We start from the raw sequence: 18,618 nt of genomic DNA on the forward strand, positions 1-18,618 counted from the left end.
GGGTGTAGGGTATAAGGTTTAGGGGCCGGGCGGATAACCTTACGCCTTTTCGCCCTAAACCTTAAACCTCGAGGCTATGCCTCATTATTTACTTTATGCCAGATCATTACCTGGTTGCCGAAGATTTTAGAAAAACCTTTTACATCTTCACCGCTCCAGGCATTGTTCATTTCACCATAGCTGCCAAATTTGTTGCTCATTAAATCGTGGTCAGATTCAATGCCGATAATCTGGAAACGGTATGGCAATAGCTCAACAAAAACTTTACCGCTCACAAATTTCTGCGTATCGGCTAAGAATGCTTCAATATTCCGCATGATGGGATCATGGAACTGACCTTCATGTAACCAGTTACCATAGAAAGAAGATAACTGTTCTTTCCAGCTTAACTGCCACTTCGTAAGCGTGTGTTTTTCTAAAGTATGATGTGCTTTAATAATTAAAACCGGTGCTGCCGCCTCAAAACCCACACGGCCTTTAATACCGATAATGGTATCGCCGACATGGATATCGCGACCAATGCCGAAAGGTTGCGCAATGGCCTGCAATTTCTGGATGGCTTTTACCGGCGCCAATTTTTCGCCGTCAATCGCTACCAGTTCACCTTTTTCAAAAGTAAGTTCAATTTTACGCGACCCGGTTTCTGAAACCTGTGTTGGCCATGCACTTTCTGGTAAGGTTTCGTTGGAAGTTAATGTTTCTTTACCGCCTACTGAAGTACCCCATAAACCCTTATTGATTGAATATCTTGCTTTCTCGGCACTATATTCAACACCATGACCGGCTAAATATTCAATTTCAGCTTCGCGTGATAATTTCAAATCCCTGATTGGCGTAATAATGTCAACACCAGGAATCAGGATATTGAAGATCATATCGAAACGAACCTGGTCGTTACCAGCGCCAGTACTGCCATGCGCTACATAATCAGCACCGATTTTCTTTACATAATTAGCAATTGCGGTAGCCTGACTTACACGTTCTGCGCTAACAGAAAGTGGATAAGTTGCATTTTTTAATACGTTTCCGAAAATCAGGTACTTAATACAATCATCATAGTAGCCCTCTGTTTCGTCTACTACCGCATGCGATTTTACCCCTAAAGCATAAGCTCTTTTCTCAATTTCCTGTAACTCCTCATCAGAAAAACCACCGGTATTTACAATCACCGAGTGTACTTCCAATCCACGGTCTTTCGCCAGGTATATACAACAAAATGAGGTGTCTAATCCTCCGCTAAATGCTAAGACAACTTTTTTCATGCTATTTAAATAAAAGGGTAAATAAAAATAAAAGGGCTTTTAAGCCGGTTTTCGGCTTTTGTTTAACAACCAAACGCTGTTTAATGCGCATAAAGCGCTCATATAATTTGGGTTTTTTCTGCAGTTCTTCAGCAAATTGTTTGGCTACTTCGTGTTTTTTCTCTGCCGGATCATAAAGCATGGCCGTGCACATGCAGTTTTTACGTTCCTTCATTTTCAAAATTTCGAAGTTTACGCAGCTCTGGCAACCTTTCCAAAATTCTTCATCCTGGGTAAGTTCGCTGTAGGTTACCGGCTCATAGCCCAAATCTGAGTTTATCTTCATTACGGCCAAACCTGTTGTTAACCCAAATATTTTTGCTTTGGGGTACAACCTTCTTGATAAGCCGAAAATCTCATTTTTAATGGCCTTAGCCAATCCGGCTTTACGGTACTTAGGGCTTACCACCAAACCACTGTTGGCTACAAATTGTCCGTGACTCCAGGTTTCGATATAGCAAAACCCTGCCCATGAACCATCTTTGTGGAAAGCAATAACCGATTTGCCCTCTTGCATCTTATTAGAGATGTATTCAGGAGAACGTTTTGCGATGCCTGTACCACGCGCTTTCGCAGATTCGGCCATCTCGGTTACAATTTCTTCTGCAAATACACGATGTTCAGGAAGTGCAACCTGCACTATAAATTCGTTAATATCCATTCGTTTTCTAACGAAAAATTATAAGTATTCTTGTTAATTGGGTTTTTAGAGAGGATCAATTCCTCGTTACGTTTAGTTGAGTACTAAATACGCGGAGTGAAATTTTGCCGGCTTGTGGGATAATAAAACACGGATTGAAAATGATTAATAAACAAACCTTTTCCAGACACGGTTTGTGCATTGGAAACTGAAAGTTTATGTAAAATTGGTTTAATCATTTCTTGCGTATTAAAACGGCTTTAACTCTATTGAGGTGCAAAGGTTTAAATAAAAATCGAGTTACGCAATAATATTGTATTTTTTTTATTTTAAGTTTTCTGTTTTATTGGATTATTCTGACTGAAGCAAGCGCTTATGTAATTTAAAAATAAGCGATCACTTAACATTGAGGTTTATTATTCTAATTGTCAATTCAACTTTTGTTAAAAAAGGCACTAATTTTTAACATCTGCTTAACATCATTTAACATCTTCAGATAGTGTTTAAATGCAATATTTACATACCTGTAGCGAATACGATTGAATGATCGTTTTATGGGTACTCCTTAATTATTAAATCAAATTTTAACCGTATGAAGAATTTTACGTCATTTCATTTCAAACCGATCACTTTATTTTTCCTAATTGCTTTAACAGCGTTAACTTCATGTAAAAAAACCGACACTGTCGATCCTACGATATCGTATTTAAGGGTAATTAATGCGTCACCATCTTTGGCAACTTATAATGCATACTTCAATGGCAATATGGTTAATTCAGCAGCTTTGCCATTCGGAGGCGCCATTAGTTATCTTTCATCTCCCGCTGGCACTTACAGTTTAAAATTTACCACCGCCAGCAGTGCAGAAAGTTTGTTGACCAAAAATATCACTTTAAACGCAAGCACCTATTACTCATCTTATTTAATCAATAAACCCGGTGCACTAGATATTTATACTATTGGCGACGATCTTTCTATTCCATCAACAGATAAAGCCTATATCCGCTTTATCAACCTATCGCCCGATGCCCCTGCTTTAGACTTGGCCAAAACCAGTGCAACCACCTCATTGGTTACCAATAAAGCCTTCAAAACAGCAAGCAGTTTCATTGCTGTAGATGCGGGGACTTATACATTGGATGCTAAAGAAACGTCATCCGGAGCAGTTAAAGCGACTTCCGAGAGCACCAGCTTTACAGCAGGTTATCATTATGATATTATTTGCGGTGGTTTGGTAACACCGGCAAATGATACCGAAAGACCATTGAGTTTACAGGTTATAATGATCAAATAAGAAAGATTTTAGTTTTCAACTTTCATAAAAAAGGCAATTTTCGATGTGAAAATTGCCTTTTTGGTTTTAGTAGAAATTATAACTGTATCATGATTAAGAAGGTATATGATAGATCCTTCAACAGGCTCAGGATGACACTTCTAAATTTATTCCACAGCTCCTATTTTTCTTTATTTTCTAATTACATCAGTAAATTTCACCTGGATGACATATGTACCTTCTAATTTGAGTCTCCAAGACCACCTTGGGTTTACTGAGAAACCTGGTGATGATGGAAAGCCATCTATTGATTTTATATAGGTACTCGGTATTCTATAATACATTAAGAAACCCCAATCGGTAGTTGGCGTAACATATTTTGTTAAAGGAAATGGTGCTACCTCAAAATCGCAGATCATAGCGGTGTCCGTTTGAATAACCGGGTTGAATTTAGCATAGTTTTCAAAAATTGGCCGATCTCCCCTTGCTATAATTTCCTTTGCTTTAGGATTAAAGACATTTCCATTTTTGTCTACCATTTTCAGTATAGCCCTTGCACCTAAAGATGAGATTTTTGTACAGGTAATGATTGGGTTTTTCATCGGCGTTACCGCACCGGTAACATCATTAAAGCCGTTAGCTACATTATCAGTAATCTCAAACAGGTCATCTATAGTGGGATCTACCACATTAATTGTTGCTAATTTAGGAAATAACTTGGTACCAGTACCATTAGTCATTTCTACATCATATACATATCTTCCTAAGGGTAAGAAGCCAGATGCTTTGTTAAAGGTAAGCTGTCCGCTTAATTCATTAAACTCCATTGGTTTCTTTTTGACCACCTCTCTTTTCTTATTTAAAAGATCGAGGGTTACATCTGTTTCAGGATCAAAATTAGCACCGGTTTTAAAAACAGTAATTTCATATTCTTTTGAGAATTCTGCAGGTGCAGGAGAACCATCTTCTTTTCTTAAATTAAGTAATTTGTAGGTAAAAGGTGGTGTAGAACCATCTGCATTGATTCTATCTGACTGAAAAAGAGTCAAGCCTCTTTTTGCATAAATATTATTGTCTTTATAGCGAATGGCATCACTTAGAAAACCATTCTGTATTTTTTTACAGGCCACTACACTTAACAAGAGTAATAATCCTAAAATGTATTTAATTTTCATAATTAATTGCGATTAAATTAATTGCCCAAAGACTGTGCATTAAAAAATAACCTGTGGTATCCACTAAGCACATGAACGATACCATTGGTTGTGACGATTCCAGATGTTTGACAATCCACAGCCTTATCTTTTTGTGAATCGGGAATAGTACTTTGATCCGTCTCCTGATCATCACGGGTTCCGATTACTTTGGTATACGTTACATAATCCACATAATTAAGATACTGTGTATATTCATAAGAACGTCTCAATTTGATCAGGTACTGAACATTTGGAATAGCCCCCAATAAACTGTTATAAAGCTTACCGCTAACGGTCATCTGGTCTCTGTTGATCTTGCCCGCAAATAAATAAGTTTTTAATGAATCGTTCAGCTCCTGTGATGGAATATCTTTGATCCCAAAATCAAAATTTTCCTTCCCAAGTTGGAGAGATTTCTGATATTTCTTTGCCTTTACATATTCCGCTATGCCATAATTTGTAGTTGCAAAAAGGGTTACATTACCATTTACTACATCCTTTAAACCAGCCCGGTCTATCACTTTCACTAAGGAATCGAAATTGCGGTTAGACTTTAAGTAATCGTAAGTACTTAAATTCACATTGGGATCACTTGGGCCGCCATCCCTTTTATAATCATTTTTTTTACAAGCAGTTAGTGCCAGTAATAGTAATGAAAGATATACTAATATATTATTTTTCATATTTTAATCTCTTAATAAAAACAACTTATACTTTACCCAACCAATATGGTGTTTGTTTCAATAACGGATTGTTTCTAAACAACGCAGGGTCTACAGGCCAATAAAACCCTTCTCTTCTAAACCTGCTTTCCGTAAGCCAATCTACGATAAGACCGTATCTTCTAGTTCTGAGCAAATCATAAAACAAATGTCCTTCCAGGTACATTTCTTTGCCACGCTCATACGCATATTCATCCATTACCTGATCTACGGAACTTCCCGCTGGAATTAAAACCGGATCTGGGTCATTTCTTTTTCTGAAATCATTGATAATACCGATGGCTGTAGCAGCATCCTTTTTGTAAAGTGCAATCTCCGCCTTAAGAAGTTTCATATCACCCAGTCTGAAAATGATAATGTTGTTGCTCAGATAAGGGTCTAATTTTTGCCCAGGATTTCTGTACGTTACATTACTGTACTTTACACTCATTGGTTTATCTGGGTTGGCAAGGTCAAAGCCCTTTTTATAACGGATATCAGTAGTTGTTTCGAAATGATTATTAAGATATAAAAGCGTGGTATAAAAACGTGGGTTGTTTCCGTAACCTTTGATATAATTCTCATTTAAAAAATAAGAACCTATAGAACTATTGGAACCTTCCAATGTATTCTCGCTAATGTTGATTTCAAATATTCCCTCAGAAGAACGACCAATGAAGGTATTTTTATAATTGGCAGTATCGGTTAAAGCATATCCTCCTTTGGCAATTAGGGTATTTATGGTCGTATCAGCACTGTTCACGTCAGTCAAATTTGGTGCATCCACTGAAACATCCAACATCGTTGCTCTCCAAAGATACAAATGTGCTAAAAGGGCATATACTGAGCCTTTATTTGCAGTAACTTTGGCGTCGCCGGTATTGGTATAATTCCAGCTTAATAGATTAATGGCTTTTTTACAATCATTTTCAATCAATTTCATCACCTCCGATTTTGAACTTCTTGGCAATTGAGGTGCATTGATTGGATCGTCGTAAGCTTCTGTAACCAACGGTACATCGCCCCATACCCTTACCATCATAAAGTAACTTAATGCGCGAAGAAAATAGGCCTGGCCAATTACTGAATTCCGGAATTGTGTAGGATCGTCTTCGCCAGACAATTGTGTATCGCTCATCGCATTAACTTTCTTCAAAATCAGATTAGACATGGCAATGCTTTTATAATATAAAGTATAATTTGCCAGCGTATTCAGATTGTATTGAAAGGTAAAATCTCCACCCTGAATTCCTTCTAAACCGTCTCCGGAATATTGGATGGTAAAATAGTTTTTGGCAATCGCATCACCATACATAAAATAACGATTGTTTTTGTTGGTAATCGCACTACGCATCATGGCATAATTACCGGCGATGGCACTTCTTACATCCCTGGACGATTGCCAGAAGGTTTGCTCATAAGGTGCGTCTTTAGGTTCTTCATATAACAATTTTTTACAGGAACTTACGGTAACTGCTATGCCCAAAGCGATAAGAACACCGATTTTTGTGATTATATTTTTCATTTATTGACGATATTAAAATTGAACTTGTACACCTAGAGTATATTTTCTTGGAATAGGATATCCGGTTCCATTATATTCTCCATATCCGTTAACAGCTTCTGCATCTGGTAATTTTTTTGATTGCTGGAACATATATACGTTATCAACAACGGCGTATAATTTCAGCTGACTTAAGCCTAATTTTCTTACGGCTTTAGGACTAAAATCATAACTAAAATTGATACTTCTAATCCTTGCATAACCACCTTTTTCTAGGAAAAAAGATTGTGCAGCTGTATAATAATATCGATAGGATCCCAAATCGAGTTTTGCATATTCGGCTTGATCTCCAGGGTTTCTCCAGATGTTCAGGCGACTTAGATCCGGTGAAGAAACACTGGCAAAATTATATACGGCATTAGCATCAGTTGAGTTCGTAAAACGATCTGAATCAAATAGGTTGAGTACATCACGTTTAAGTGTAAAGTTTACAAAAACACTTAAGCTAAAGTTTTTGTAAGAAAAGTTATTGGTCCAGCCACCGGTAAAACGTGGGTTAGGATCACCAATTGGAGCCTTATCCGGATTGATACCATCATTAAAAATATCTATAAAATAATCTCCATCCAAATCTGCCAGATAAAAATCACCTGCACTAAATGTTCCATTACTGTTTCGATATCTTTCTCCGGTATAAGGATTCTGGGGAATATCTGCTGAAGTAGAAAATACGCCTTTTGTACGATATAAATAAAAAGCATTTAGTGGACTACCTACAGAAAGCACGTGGTTTTTATCAAAACGATCTCCGCTCAAAATAATATCACGGCCACCATTCGGCAGACTCATGACCTGATTTTTATTGTAAGAGATATTAAAAGAGCTATTCCACTTAAATTCCTTACGGATTGGATTAGCAGTTAGAACCAACTCCAAACCTGAATTACGAACGGCAAATGCATTGGTAAAGGCATTGTCATAGCCTGATGTAACCGGCAAATCAACATTAAAAAGTTTTTCTCTTACTTCTTTGTTATACACATCGAATGAAATGGCATACCTACCATTATCAATTTCAAGATCGGTACCAATATTCCATTGGATCGATTTCTCCCAGCTTAAGTCTTTTTGTGCCACACCATTTCTGAAGTTAGGTGTAATTGCGGTTACACCATTATATGAGGTTGCTCCAGAATTCCCACTAAAATAACCATTGTTAACCTGATAGGTATTATATTGCACATAAGCATTTCTTTTATCCTCATTTCCTGTCACGCCATAACTTCCTCTTATTTTTATGAGTGTAAAAGGATTATTAGATAGGTTTTTCATAAAGTTCTCTTCTGAAAGAAGCCATCCTGCTGAAATGGAAGGGAATACGCCATATTTGTTATTTTCACCAAAACCAGATGAACCGTCCGTTCTGATCGTTCCCGATAAAAGGTACTTGCTATCATAGTCATAATTGAAGCGGCCGTAATATGCGATTAGGCCATGCGCGATGTAATTTGAATAAGCAAAAATATTTTGTTGCTTAAAGCCCGTAACCGTCTGGATATTATCTGATGCTCCACCATAACCCGATGCCTGGGTAGATTGAAACAAACTATACTCGATATCCTGACCCGCTACTGCACTAAAAGAATGTTTTTTAATGGAACCATTATAAGCCAGATAGTTTGATGTTCTTAAGCCTATAGCGCTAGAAGAGAAACTGGAAGAGCTGTTGCCAAAACCATTGTTTAACAAATTGCTCATGCTCACATCCCTGCGCGTATTATCATTAGTATAGGAAGATTGAGAATTTAAGGTAAAATGTTTATTAAATTCATAAGCCAAGTTGAGGTTAGCTCCAAACTGGTTCGACACATTTCGATTTAAATTTTCGCCATCTTTACTTACAAAATAATCCAATTTTTCGGGAGATATATTAAATAACGAGGAGGGCAAATTCCCTGAACCAACTTTTGTAGGCTTAGATGGATCGTTTGGATCTTCGTTCCCTCTACCTCTGCTGGCACTTGAATAATAAAATATTGGGTTGATCATTAATTTTTTATTCATCGCCCTTGAGGTAAGGTTTAAGCGTGTGGTATAACGTTTAAAGCCTGTTCCTTTTACGATACCATCTTCATCATAATAACCTCCGCTAAAACGATAAACTGTTCCATTATCAGTACCACCACTTATACTGAGGTTATTATCATTGATTTTACCTGTCTGATAAAATAAATCCTGCCAATCGGTATGGCCATTGAATGCCGGATTTAAGCTGTCGGTAAGGATGTAAGGCAGTTGCACGCGCTGATCGTAACTCAGCTGCCTTTGAAGCACTTCCATTTTTTGCCTACGCTCTGTGGTACCCATGGTAGCCTGTCTTAAATTAGGGCGTTGCACCATCCCATAATAAGAGTTAAACGTCACCCGAGTATCGCCACCTACACCTTTTTTGGTTGTAATTAAAATCACCCCGTTAGCAGCTCTTGAACCATAAATGGCCGCTGCTGAAGCATCTTTTAATACATCAATAGATTCGATATCACTCGGATTAAGGCCGGCCATGTAGTTGGTTCCTGTACCTGTTCCTGGTGGCACAAGATCATCAGATGATTGAGGAACACCATCTACTACATAAAGTGGCGATCTGATTACATTAAATTGATCATAACCTGTGCTACCTGTTGAGTTACCCCTTACCGATACAGTAGGTGCCACACCTGGCTGGCCAGTGAAGTTTTGAACGTTTACACCAGATAAACGTCCTTGCAATAACTGATCAAAACTTGCAGCAGGTAAGTTGGCCAGTTCTTTACCAGAAATACTGGAAATTGCCGCAGTAGTTTTCTTTCTGGTTATCTTCTGATAACCAATAGTAACCACTTCACTTAGTGTATTATTATCCTCTTCCAAAGAAAAGTTTACTGTACCACTTGCCGAAACCGTTTTCTCTACCGAGCGATAGCCTACAATTCTGGCGGTAACAATTGCACCCTCTTTTTGAACAGTTAAGGAGAATTTTCCCTCAGCATTGGTAGCCGTACCATTTTTGGTACCCTTTTCAATAATCGAAACGCCGGGTATTGGTGTGTTGGTTTGATCTACAACTGTCCCTTTAATTGTTTTCTGCGCGAAGGCCAGCCAAGGGATCAGTAGATAAAATAAGGTTGCCGTTAAAAATTTTACATAGCAATGTCTTGTAGAAATTTTTTCCATTGATGTTTAGTTAGTTAGTTTGATAATATTTAAAAGTATCAACATTTTTACCCGAGGGTTAACTAATTTTTAGCTAACTAAAACCATATTTTAACTTAAAAATTTAACTTTAATTAACATTTAGTTTCTAAAGTATATCCGCTATTTATTCAAAATATGCCTTTGCGTTATTTCTATGGCCTATATCAATTAAATTAAGTCTTATTTTCTTTATTTTTCAGAATACATATTGCTAATTAATTAGCAATCAGATTTTAACGGGTAATGCGAGAAAAAATCTCTCTGTAGCGCCATCTAAAACGATAAACTAATGTTTTAGTATATCAGCATTTTATAGGTCGAACAAACAGGCTAAATTTTCGAAAACCCTCTAATTTAGAATAGTTCAAAATAATTTGGATTATAAAAATTTCTGACGTTATTTTGCGTCTGTTTAGAATTAATCCAAATAAATACTGTAATGTTTAAAATCAAACTTTTTAGTTTTACTTTCCTGTTCACTTTTGCCAGTTTATTATGCCTTGCCCAACAGTTTGCAACCATTACTGGTACAGTTACCACATCTGATGGAAAACCAGCACCCTATCTTTCAGTAGGTTTGAAGGGGATAGGCCTAGGAAACGTCACCAATGATAAAGGTATCTTTGAGATACCAAGGGTTAAACCAGGTTCTTATATCTTACGCGTATCAGGTGTTGGCATCCAAAGCGTAGAAAAATCGGTTATAATTAATGCAGGTGAAAATAGAACGGTCGATTTGTGATCAGCCAAAATTCAGACTAGCTTAGTGAGTTAAGCGCTTTTAAGAAAAACCTGAACGAATAAAAAGGCAAAAAAATATTATCCACCTGAAATTATTTATACGTAAAATAAAAGCTATATATAAAAATATTGATGAAAATTACAAATAAGCCTAAGACACTTTACCAATGAAATTTATTTTTAAATTAACGCATATATTTGCAATCACGTGAAGCAATAATATCTTCCATAACGCATCTCTTAAGTTTGAATACATTATAATTGCATTACATGAGGATTATCATTTCAAAGTAAAACCATATTTTTTTGATATTGCATCAACATTATCTAGATATAACCAATCTTTATAGAAAAGTTGCGACTTCTTAAATTCAAAGAAAGCATTTCTTTGAAAATTAACTCCATATTTTTCTAATTCAAAACCCTCATCCACAATAAACTCAATATTTGTATTTTTCATTGAGTCTAAAACTTCAGCATTATTCCTGGGAATGATAACTATCTTTTTGTAGTCACTAAATTTATAATTCTTTCTGTCGCCTAATTGCTTTAGAAATTTGATGGTTTTTTCAGTACAAGAGCCACAATTACCAGATATCACAACAATAAAGTAATTATTCAGTTTTGATAAATCAGTGTGCTGCTTTTCATTGAAATACATGTTAAGGTGTTCTTCATCTTCGGATAATTTACGCTTATTACATGCTATGATAGTTAATAAGAAGATAAAAATAATGCTATATTTTTTCATTGGAATTTACTTTGTTAACTTTAATAATGTCAAATCTCAAATGTAGTGGATCTATGAACCTATTTTTTCTATGGTTAGGAGAAATGAATAAACCCTCTTTAGTAATAAACCAAGTATTTGGTGAATATCTGTACTTAGGTAAATCTATTTCTTTTATTACCTCAAATTTTTCATTAAAAATCATTAAAACCAAAGGTTTATCTAAAATAGAATTAAAATATTTACCATCTTTTTGATTTATATTTCGCAAACTAAATCTATAATAAATATTTCTATACTTATCATACATCACATTAAAGAACTGGGTATTCTCAATGTGATGGGTTACCCATTTTTTTGGGTCATCTCCTTTAGTATAAGAAACAGAATCAGCTAAACTTTTTCCTTTTAAAGGAGCAGCTCCATAACAAGTGATGGTTGCGCGTTTTGGGTCGTATTGATAAATATTCGATTCATACAAGTAGCCATAAGTTAAAATTCCTGGTTTCTGGTGTTCACTCGTTACAATAGAGGTTAGAAATCCTGCATTACCTTTAATCTTATAAAGATAATCAGAATAAGATATCGGAAGGAATTCAAGTCGTCCGCCATTTACATCAAAAGAAGCAAAAGCAGGCATTTTTTTGTCCCAATTAAAATTAGAATATATTGGATTAAAAATAAGCTTTCCATCAAAAAAAAGCATTTTAAATTCATGGCTATATGAGAGTAATTTTCCAAAGAAATTATTCCTATTTGATATACTATCCATGGAAATATCCTTTTTCTTATTCAAGTTTGTATCAATCACAATCAACCGATCATTGCTATAGTTTAATAAAATTGAATCAAAATTTACTATACCAATGTCTGCAATACTCCTATTTTTATCTAAGTCCTTCCTATCCAGATTCTTTAAAGACAACTTTTTTCCAACTAAGCTTAATTGCCTACATAAGATTCGATTTGTTAAGTCAAAGATATCAATACTCAACGTGTTGGGATTATACCCTAAAAGATAATCTATATTGTGTTCACTATATTGGGTATAGGTAAAATACGTATTTGCATATCCTTGTTTTAGAGGTATTTTGATAGAGTCTATCTTTATCTGATATTCCGAGGCGTCTTTAGCTAATTTTGATTTTATGATGTAGTAATCTTGATTTTTATTTTTACAAGAAACAAAACAAAAGAAGCTTAAATACAAAAAAAAGAAAGTGCTGAAAAATTTAAACATAGGTTACATTGCTTAGTGGCATTTCAAAAATTTATTAATATACCAGTAGATCTTCGATGGATAGATTATTCGCTAAGGCGTAATAATTTTGCCACTATAGTATAGCGTGGCTTTGTGCAAACATCACATAAAGCTTTGCCTAATTTCAGATATTTAACAACAAGCATCTAAAATTTAAGATTACCTTGAGAGAATCTACGGCTTATTTAACGGAAGTTAAGGATCACTTTTGCAAACAGATATGAAAGATACCGGCTACACAAAAGCAACAGTGTATCCATTTTAAAAAAAAAGAACTACAACGTAAAAGTTATTGGTAAAATAATCCCATTTAGATAAAATAGTTCCGTGAAGTTAGTTGGGTGGCCTTTGGCAATTAATTAGAGCACCGCAGCTTGGCTCACCACCAATCGGCGCTTTGATAACATCCAAAGTTGATACTCCCATAGTTCATGAATAGGATGATTTTCTCCAGGACATATCTTTACATTTTGACACAAGTGTATAACAATTTTTTTTCTAAAAGATTGATAGTATCAGTCTGGTGGTGTTTCGCAATTTACTAATGTACCGCAACTTGGTCCGCTAATGGGAGCGCCTGCAAAACAACCAAAGGCAATACCTCCATAATTACAAGGTGATGGATGATTTTCTCCAGCGCATGCCTGTGCAGTTTCACATATAGCGCCTGTTTGAAGACCAGACTTACATCCGTATAAATTCGAGCCAGGACAAGGATATTTCCGTAGTATAACTACCGGTATCACACATGGTTGTTGTGATGATTCACAAACAATTCCTGATGTAGCTCCGCAGCCCGTATACCCATTTGGGCAGACTTTCACATAATTTCCTGTTGTACTACTCGCTAAAGTGTTAAGTGATTTGGTGTTTTCAAACAAGGAAACAGCCTCTGTAACCTTATAATTTACATCTTCTTCTTTTTTACAGGAAAAGAATAAAATACAAATTAAGGAGAACGAGATAATAGATGTTAATTTCATAAAGATTGTGTTTAAACAATGTTAAATATTTATAATAGGATTGTACACTGAGGTTTACAATGCCTCCATCAAATTAAAGCTTTTTTCGACATATATTTCACTTCGAATTTAACTCATACTACTTAGATATTAATATATTTATACATCACTTACCTTTTAAATTATACATTAGGATGTTTTTTTAATTATTAACATGCATCATTATTGTTAACAGATTGCTAATCATTTGTATGAGATGTTATCTAAAAGATTTTCTAATTTAGAATAATTTAAAATAATTTGGATTATACCGATTTCTGACGTTATTTTGCAATCGTTTAGAATTAATCCAAATAAATATTACAATGCTTAAAATCAAACTTTTTAGTTTCACTTTCCTGTTCACTTTTACCAGCCTGCTCTCCTTTGCGCAACAATTTTCAACCATTACTGGTACAGTTACCACATCTGATGGAAAACCAGCAGCCTATCTTTCAGTAGGTTTGAAGGGGAAAGGCTTAGGAAACATCACCAATGATAAAGGTACCTTTGAGATACCAAGGGTTAAACCAGGTTCTTATATCTTACGCGTATCGGGTGTTGGCATCCAAAGCGTAGAAAAATCAATTATAATCAATGCAGGTGAAAATAAAACGCTTGATTTCTTAATCAGCCAGAATTCAAACCAGCTCAATGAGGTTAATATCAATAAAGTTAAAGCCAATAAATATGGCGCCCAAAAAAGCGATTATGTAGCTAAAATGCCTATTAGTAACCTGGAGAACCCTCAGGTTTATACCACGATTACCAAAGAGACATTTAATGACCAACTGATATTTTCGGTTGATGATGCTACACGTAATGCCGTTGGTATTCAGAAAATGTGGGAATCAACCGGACGCGGCGGAGATGGTGGCGCCTATTATGCGTCGCGGGGTTTTATTGTACAGTCGAAATTGAGAAATGGAATTGCAGGTAATATAACCAGTCGTAATGATGCAGCCAACATCGAAAGTGTGGAAGTAATTAAAGGCCCGTCGGCTACTTTATTTGGCAGCACTTTAACTTCTTATGGAGGTTTAATCAACCGCATTACCAAAAAACCATTCGAGGGCTTAGGCGGTGAGGTAACCTATTCGGCAGGTAGCTATGATTTAAACCGGGTAAGTACCGATTTTAATTTCCCTATTGATAAAGCCAACCACATTTACGCCCGTATCAATGCATCTTATAATTATAAAGGCTCTTTCCAGCAAAATGTATTCGACAGAGGTTTCTTTGTTGCACCAAGCCTAGCCTATAAAGTAAACGATAAGCTGGATTTTACTTTTGATGCTGAAATCGCCAATGGTAAAAACACTTTAAAACCCTTTGTTTTCTTCTATTTCCCGGTGAAAGACCTTGGTTTTGATCGGGCAGATCAGTCAGGCATACCTTACGACAAATCGTTTACAGGTGATGTAATGAAGCAGAAATACAACAGCACTACTTTCTTTGGCCAGGCCAATTATAAATTTAATGAGAACTGGTCATCACATACCAGCTTTTCATCCAGCTATAGTTTTTCTAATGGCCGGGGAACCTACCTGTTCTTAGTTCCCAACAACTATCCTCCACTAGGCAACCCAAATGCTGCTCCGGGCGCCGATCTCATTTCAAGGGCAGATCAATCAACAGATAACAGCAAACTTTACAACTACGAAATCCAACAAAATTTCAACGGGACTTTTAACCTGGGTTCAATAAAAAACAGAATGGTTCTGGGTCTCGATTATTTACGTCAAAACTCCGATCAATTGTTTTATGGAACAGACAGTTTCGATCTAACAAATAAAAACGGAACAGGTGCTAACTATTACAACTTCACAGAAACCAATTTAGCCGCCTTTTATGCAGCAATGCCTATCGTTCCTAAATATCCTTATCATTTTAAAACCAATACTTACAGTGCCTATGCCTCTGATGTGATTAACCTAACCGACAGGTTAATTGCTTTAGCTGCCATTAGAGTAGACCGTTTTGACAACAAAGGTAATTCTGACCGAGCAGGTTCGGCACCAAAAGGGGCTTATAAACAAACGGTTTTCTCTCCTAAATTTGGCCTGGTATTTCAGCCTATAAAAGATCAGTTATCATTGTTTGCCAATTATCAAAATGGATTTAACAATCTTAACGGCATAGATTATAAAGGTGAAGCATTTAAGCCCGAGCAAGCTAACCAGATAGAAGGCGGTGTAAAAAGTAACCTGTTTGGCGGCAAATTAACCGGATCGGTATCTTATTATTACATCAAAGTGAAAGATATTGTAAGGGGTTACAATGGCGATCCGTCTAATCCGAATGCACAGATCCAGGATGGCAACAAAATCAGCAAAGGTGTAGAAGCAGAAATTGTAGCCAACCCTTTAAATGGGTTAAACATTATTGCAGGTTTTGCCTATAACGATAACCGTTTGCAAAATGCTTCTCCGGATGTTGAAGGAAGACGTGATGCTTATTCAGCTGCTCCTTATTCGGCAAACTTATGGATTAGTTATAAGTTGGCGGCGGGTGCTTTAAAAGGCTTTGGTTTAGGTGCGGGTGGTAATTATGCCAGTGATAACAAAATTGTAAACAGTGTAAGCCAGGGCGTATTTATCCTGCCTGCTTACGAAGTTTTTAATGCTTCTGTATTTTATGATCATCCAAGGTTCAGAATCGGTGCCAAAGTAGACAATTTTACCAATCAAAAATACTGGACTGGTTATAGCACGATGAATCCTCAGGACCTGAGAACTTTTACCGGTAGTGTAACTTATAAATTTTAATAAAACAAACAGGAGCACCTTGATCAGATCAGTTGCCCCTCTTGTCAAAACCCAGAAAACATGAAAACTAAAATCTCATTACTATTTTTCTTTCTAGCCTTTGGCATTTCGAGTGCATTTGCACATGCTTTATGGATAGAAACAGCTTCAACAGGCAAAAAAGGACAAGCACAGGAAGTGAAAGTTTTCTTCGGAGAATATGAGAGTAACGAGCCTGACTCAGCCGCAAAATGGTTTAGCAATTTAAAAGAATTCAGCCTGGTGTTAACCGCTCCAAACGGAACAACCAGGGTTTTAACCACCGCTCCGGCCGTACGTTTCTTTAAAGCGAGCTTCACTCCAGATCAGGATGGCACTTATAAACTTTCTGTAGTTCATGAGGTTGCTGACATTTATGAAAAAGCTAAAATTGAATATTACGCCTTTGCAGATGTGGCCATAGGAAATGCAAAAATAAACACGGCTTTCCCTGCAACTGCAGCATTAACCATCAGACCGGATAAACATGCCTTAAAAGTGGGTGAAACTTCAGTTCATCAGGTTATCTACAACAAAGCTCCTTTTGCAAAACAAAAGTTAACGGTTGTAAATGCTGAAAGAAAAGCACAACCTACTGAAACCGATACAGAAGGAAAATTCACTTTCAAACCAGCACAAAAAGGAAACTACTTTTTTGAAGCTTTTACCGAAGATAAAACACCAGGCAAACTGAACGGAAAGGATTACGAGAAAACCTGGCATTTGGTAACCTATACCACCCAAGTTCAATAAACAGATTAATTCAAAGTTGTTAACCAATTGGCGTGTAAAATCGTCAATTGGTTCTTCTATTTAATAAAGCCCAATGTCGCCAACCAAAGCCATACATAAAAAAACAAAGAAATCGCGGATAAGAAAAATCAGTGACTGGCTGCACTTGTGGCTAGGTATAACATCTGATCTTGTGGTCTTTCATTTGGGCATTACCGGCTGCATTTTTGCCTTTCAGAAAGAAATTACCGAATTTATCCATAGAAAAGAGTTTTTTGTTGAGGTACCGGCAAATAAAAAAACTATTCCTTTAAGCATATTAAAAGCAACAGCCGAAAAAACCTTGGGCGGCAAGAAAACGGTTACCTTCATCTCGAGTTATAGACAAGCTGATCGAGCATGGGAGTTTGGTGCTTACAAGCCTGGTAATCCTAAAGCATTCTGGTATTTTGATTCGATAGATTATTACGACATTGTGTTGATCAACCCCTATACAGGTAAGGTCACATTGGTTTCTGATTATAAATACGAATTCTTCAGTATCATTAAAATGCTGCACTGGAGTTTTCTCATCAACCATCCCATCGGACAGCAGATTATAGGCTGGTGTACCTTCATATTTGTTTTTCTTTTGATCTCTGGCATGATCATGTGGTGGCCTAAAAATCTTAAAAAATCGAACTTCGATAAAAGTTTCAAAATTAAATGGAAAGCCAAATTTAAACGTATCAATTATGATCTGCATAATGTACTTGGTTTTTATGTGATGATTATTTGCCTGATGCTGGCACTAACCGGCCTGGTGTGGGCTTTCCAATGGTTCCAGAACACTGTATATGTAGTAGCATCGGGCAGTATTTCGCCTCCGGAACAAATTATGGCCCAATCAGATTCAACTAAATCTGTTAAAGCGATTCCGTTTGATGTAGCTTTTGAAACCGCACAAAAGTTATTTAAAAATGCCGAACGCATTGGAATGTCGCCTGCCGAGGGGGGACGGCAACCATTTACGCAACTGGTTACAGCGGGAAAGAAACCTATTGGAATTTCGATGTTTTGCTGTTCGACCAGTATACAGGTAAATTGCTGGCCCGTAAAAATCAAAGTGATAAAAATGCAGGTGAGGCACTTATCGGCATGAACTACGATATCCATGTTGGCGCTATCTTAGGACTTCCAGGGAAAGTAATGGCATTTTTCGCAAGTTTAATTGCTGCCAGTTTACCTATAACCGGATTTATCATTTGGTGGGGCAAAAAGAAAAAGAACAAAAATCACTCAGCCACGAAAAATTTGCCACAATACCATTAATCACTGTGAAAATTGAACCCCTTCCATCTGGTAAGATACTGAAATAAATCCGATAAGTAACTATCGGATCAGGGTGCCAGTTGCTCCCACCTTTACTCAAGATTTGCCATCTCGTATCAATGAATTGTAGATTTGTAATCCAGCTAAAGAATTACTATATATCCTGATTACACATCCAGACTAACAATTATTTTATTTTATTAAATT

Annotated in this window: 15 protein-coding genes; 6 read left to right on the forward strand and 9 right to left on the reverse strand. The window is 36.4% G+C overall.

The window, feature by feature from the left end:
- Positions 1-74: 74 nt before the first annotated feature.
- Together argG and ACFE6N_RS09010 are read right to left on the reverse strand one after the other, a co-directional pair.
- Positions 75-1,262, reverse strand: coding sequence for an argininosuccinate synthase (argG, locus tag ACFE6N_RS09005; RefSeq protein ID WP_378935715.1), 1,188 nt, complete (start codon positions 1,260-1,262; stop codon positions 75-77).
- A 1-nt stretch (position 1,263) separates the two neighbouring features.
- Positions 1,264-1,962: a GNAT family N-acetyltransferase gene (locus tag ACFE6N_RS09010; RefSeq protein ID WP_134204214.1), complete on the reverse strand. Its 699-nt coding sequence runs from the start codon at positions 1,960-1,962 to the stop codon at positions 1,264-1,266.
- 571 nt (positions 1,963-2,533) lie between these two features.
- Between ACFE6N_RS09010 and ACFE6N_RS09015 the strand changes: the two genes are divergently transcribed.
- Positions 2,534-3,235 carry a DUF4397 domain-containing protein gene (locus ACFE6N_RS09015; protein WP_378935717.1) on the forward strand — a complete coding sequence of 234 codons (702 nt, stop codon included), beginning with the start codon at positions 2,534-2,536 and terminating at the stop codon, positions 3,233-3,235.
- Between the two features lie 170 nt (positions 3,236-3,405).
- Here the strand turns inward: ACFE6N_RS09015 and ACFE6N_RS09020 are convergent, their stop codons facing one another.
- Genes ACFE6N_RS09020 through ACFE6N_RS09035 form a run of 4 tightly spaced genes read right to left on the reverse strand, consistent with a single transcriptional unit; the run spans position 3,406 to position 9,828 of the window.
- Positions 3,406-4,389: a DUF5007 domain-containing protein gene (locus ACFE6N_RS09020; protein WP_378935719.1), complete on the reverse strand. Its 984-nt coding sequence runs from the start codon at positions 4,387-4,389 to the stop codon at positions 3,406-3,408.
- Between the two features lie 17 nt (positions 4,390-4,406).
- On the reverse strand, positions 4,407-5,093 hold the full coding sequence (locus tag ACFE6N_RS09025) for a hypothetical protein (protein ID WP_090986369.1): 687 nt from the start codon (positions 5,091-5,093) through the stop codon (positions 4,407-4,409).
- A gap of 25 nt (positions 5,094-5,118) precedes the next feature.
- On the reverse strand, positions 5,119-6,636 hold the full coding sequence (locus ACFE6N_RS09030) for a RagB/SusD family nutrient uptake outer membrane protein (protein WP_378935721.1): 1,518 nt from the start codon (positions 6,634-6,636) through the stop codon (positions 5,119-5,121).
- Positions 6,637-6,648: 12 nt separating this feature from the next.
- The gene (locus ACFE6N_RS09035; protein WP_378935723.1) at positions 6,649-9,828 is read right to left on the reverse strand and encodes a SusC/RagA family TonB-linked outer membrane protein; all 3,180 of its coding nucleotides are present in this window, start codon (positions 9,826-9,828) and stop codon (positions 6,649-6,651) included.
- A gap of 460 nt (positions 9,829-10,288) precedes the next feature.
- Here ACFE6N_RS09035 and ACFE6N_RS09040 point away from each other — a divergent pair, with 460 nt between their 5' ends.
- The gene (locus ACFE6N_RS09040; RefSeq protein WP_378935725.1) at positions 10,289-10,591 is read left to right on the forward strand and encodes a carboxypeptidase-like regulatory domain-containing protein; all 303 of its coding nucleotides are present in this window, start codon (positions 10,289-10,291) and stop codon (positions 10,589-10,591) included.
- A 279-nt stretch (positions 10,592-10,870) separates the two neighbouring features.
- On the opposite strand, the gene ACFE6N_RS09045 is transcribed toward ACFE6N_RS09040, so the two are convergent.
- The 3 genes from ACFE6N_RS09045 to ACFE6N_RS09055 all read right to left on the reverse strand — a co-directional run bounded on the left by ACFE6N_RS09045 (position 10,871) and on the right by ACFE6N_RS09055 (position 13,564).
- Positions 10,871-11,341: a hypothetical protein gene (locus ACFE6N_RS09045; RefSeq protein ID WP_378935727.1), complete on the reverse strand. Its 471-nt coding sequence runs from the start codon at positions 11,339-11,341 to the stop codon at positions 10,871-10,873.
- Positions 11,328-12,560 carry a DUF4221 family protein gene (locus ACFE6N_RS09050; RefSeq protein ID WP_378935729.1) on the reverse strand — a complete coding sequence of 411 codons (1,233 nt, stop codon included), beginning with the start codon at positions 12,558-12,560 and terminating at the stop codon, positions 11,328-11,330. The genes ACFE6N_RS09045 and ACFE6N_RS09050 overlap by 14 nt, the downstream gene beginning before the upstream one ends.
- Positions 12,561-13,096: 536 nt before the next feature.
- Positions 13,097-13,564, reverse strand: coding sequence for a hypothetical protein (locus ACFE6N_RS09055; protein WP_378935731.1), 468 nt, complete (start codon positions 13,562-13,564; stop codon positions 13,097-13,099).
- Positions 13,565-13,908: 344 nt separating this feature from the next.
- Here ACFE6N_RS09055 and ACFE6N_RS09060 point away from each other — a divergent pair, with 344 nt between their 5' ends.
- From ACFE6N_RS09060 to ACFE6N_RS09075, 4 genes are all read left to right on the forward strand, one after another.
- On the forward strand, positions 13,909-16,350 hold the full coding sequence (locus tag ACFE6N_RS09060; protein ID WP_378935733.1) for a TonB-dependent receptor domain-containing protein: 2,442 nt from the start codon (positions 13,909-13,911) through the stop codon (positions 16,348-16,350).
- 60 nt (positions 16,351-16,410) lie between these two features.
- Positions 16,411-17,121, forward strand: a complete 711-nt coding sequence (locus tag ACFE6N_RS09065; protein ID WP_378935735.1) for a DUF4198 domain-containing protein — start codon at positions 16,411-16,413, stop codon at positions 17,119-17,121.
- 73 nt (positions 17,122-17,194) lie between these two features.
- Entirely contained in the window at positions 17,195-18,241 is a 1,047-nt protein-coding gene (locus ACFE6N_RS09070) for a PepSY-associated TM helix domain-containing protein (RefSeq protein ID WP_378935737.1), read from the forward strand.
- Positions 18,238-18,411, forward strand: coding sequence for a PepSY domain-containing protein (locus tag ACFE6N_RS09075; protein WP_378935739.1), 174 nt, complete (start codon positions 18,238-18,240; stop codon positions 18,409-18,411). The genes ACFE6N_RS09070 and ACFE6N_RS09075 overlap by 4 nt, the downstream gene beginning before the upstream one ends.
- The last annotated feature ends 207 nt before the right edge of the window (positions 18,412-18,618 follow it).

This window comes from Pedobacter sp. BG31, assembly GCF_042464845.1.
Taxonomy (GTDB): Bacteria; Bacteroidota; Bacteroidia; order Sphingobacteriales; family Sphingobacteriaceae; genus Pedobacter; species Pedobacter suwonensis.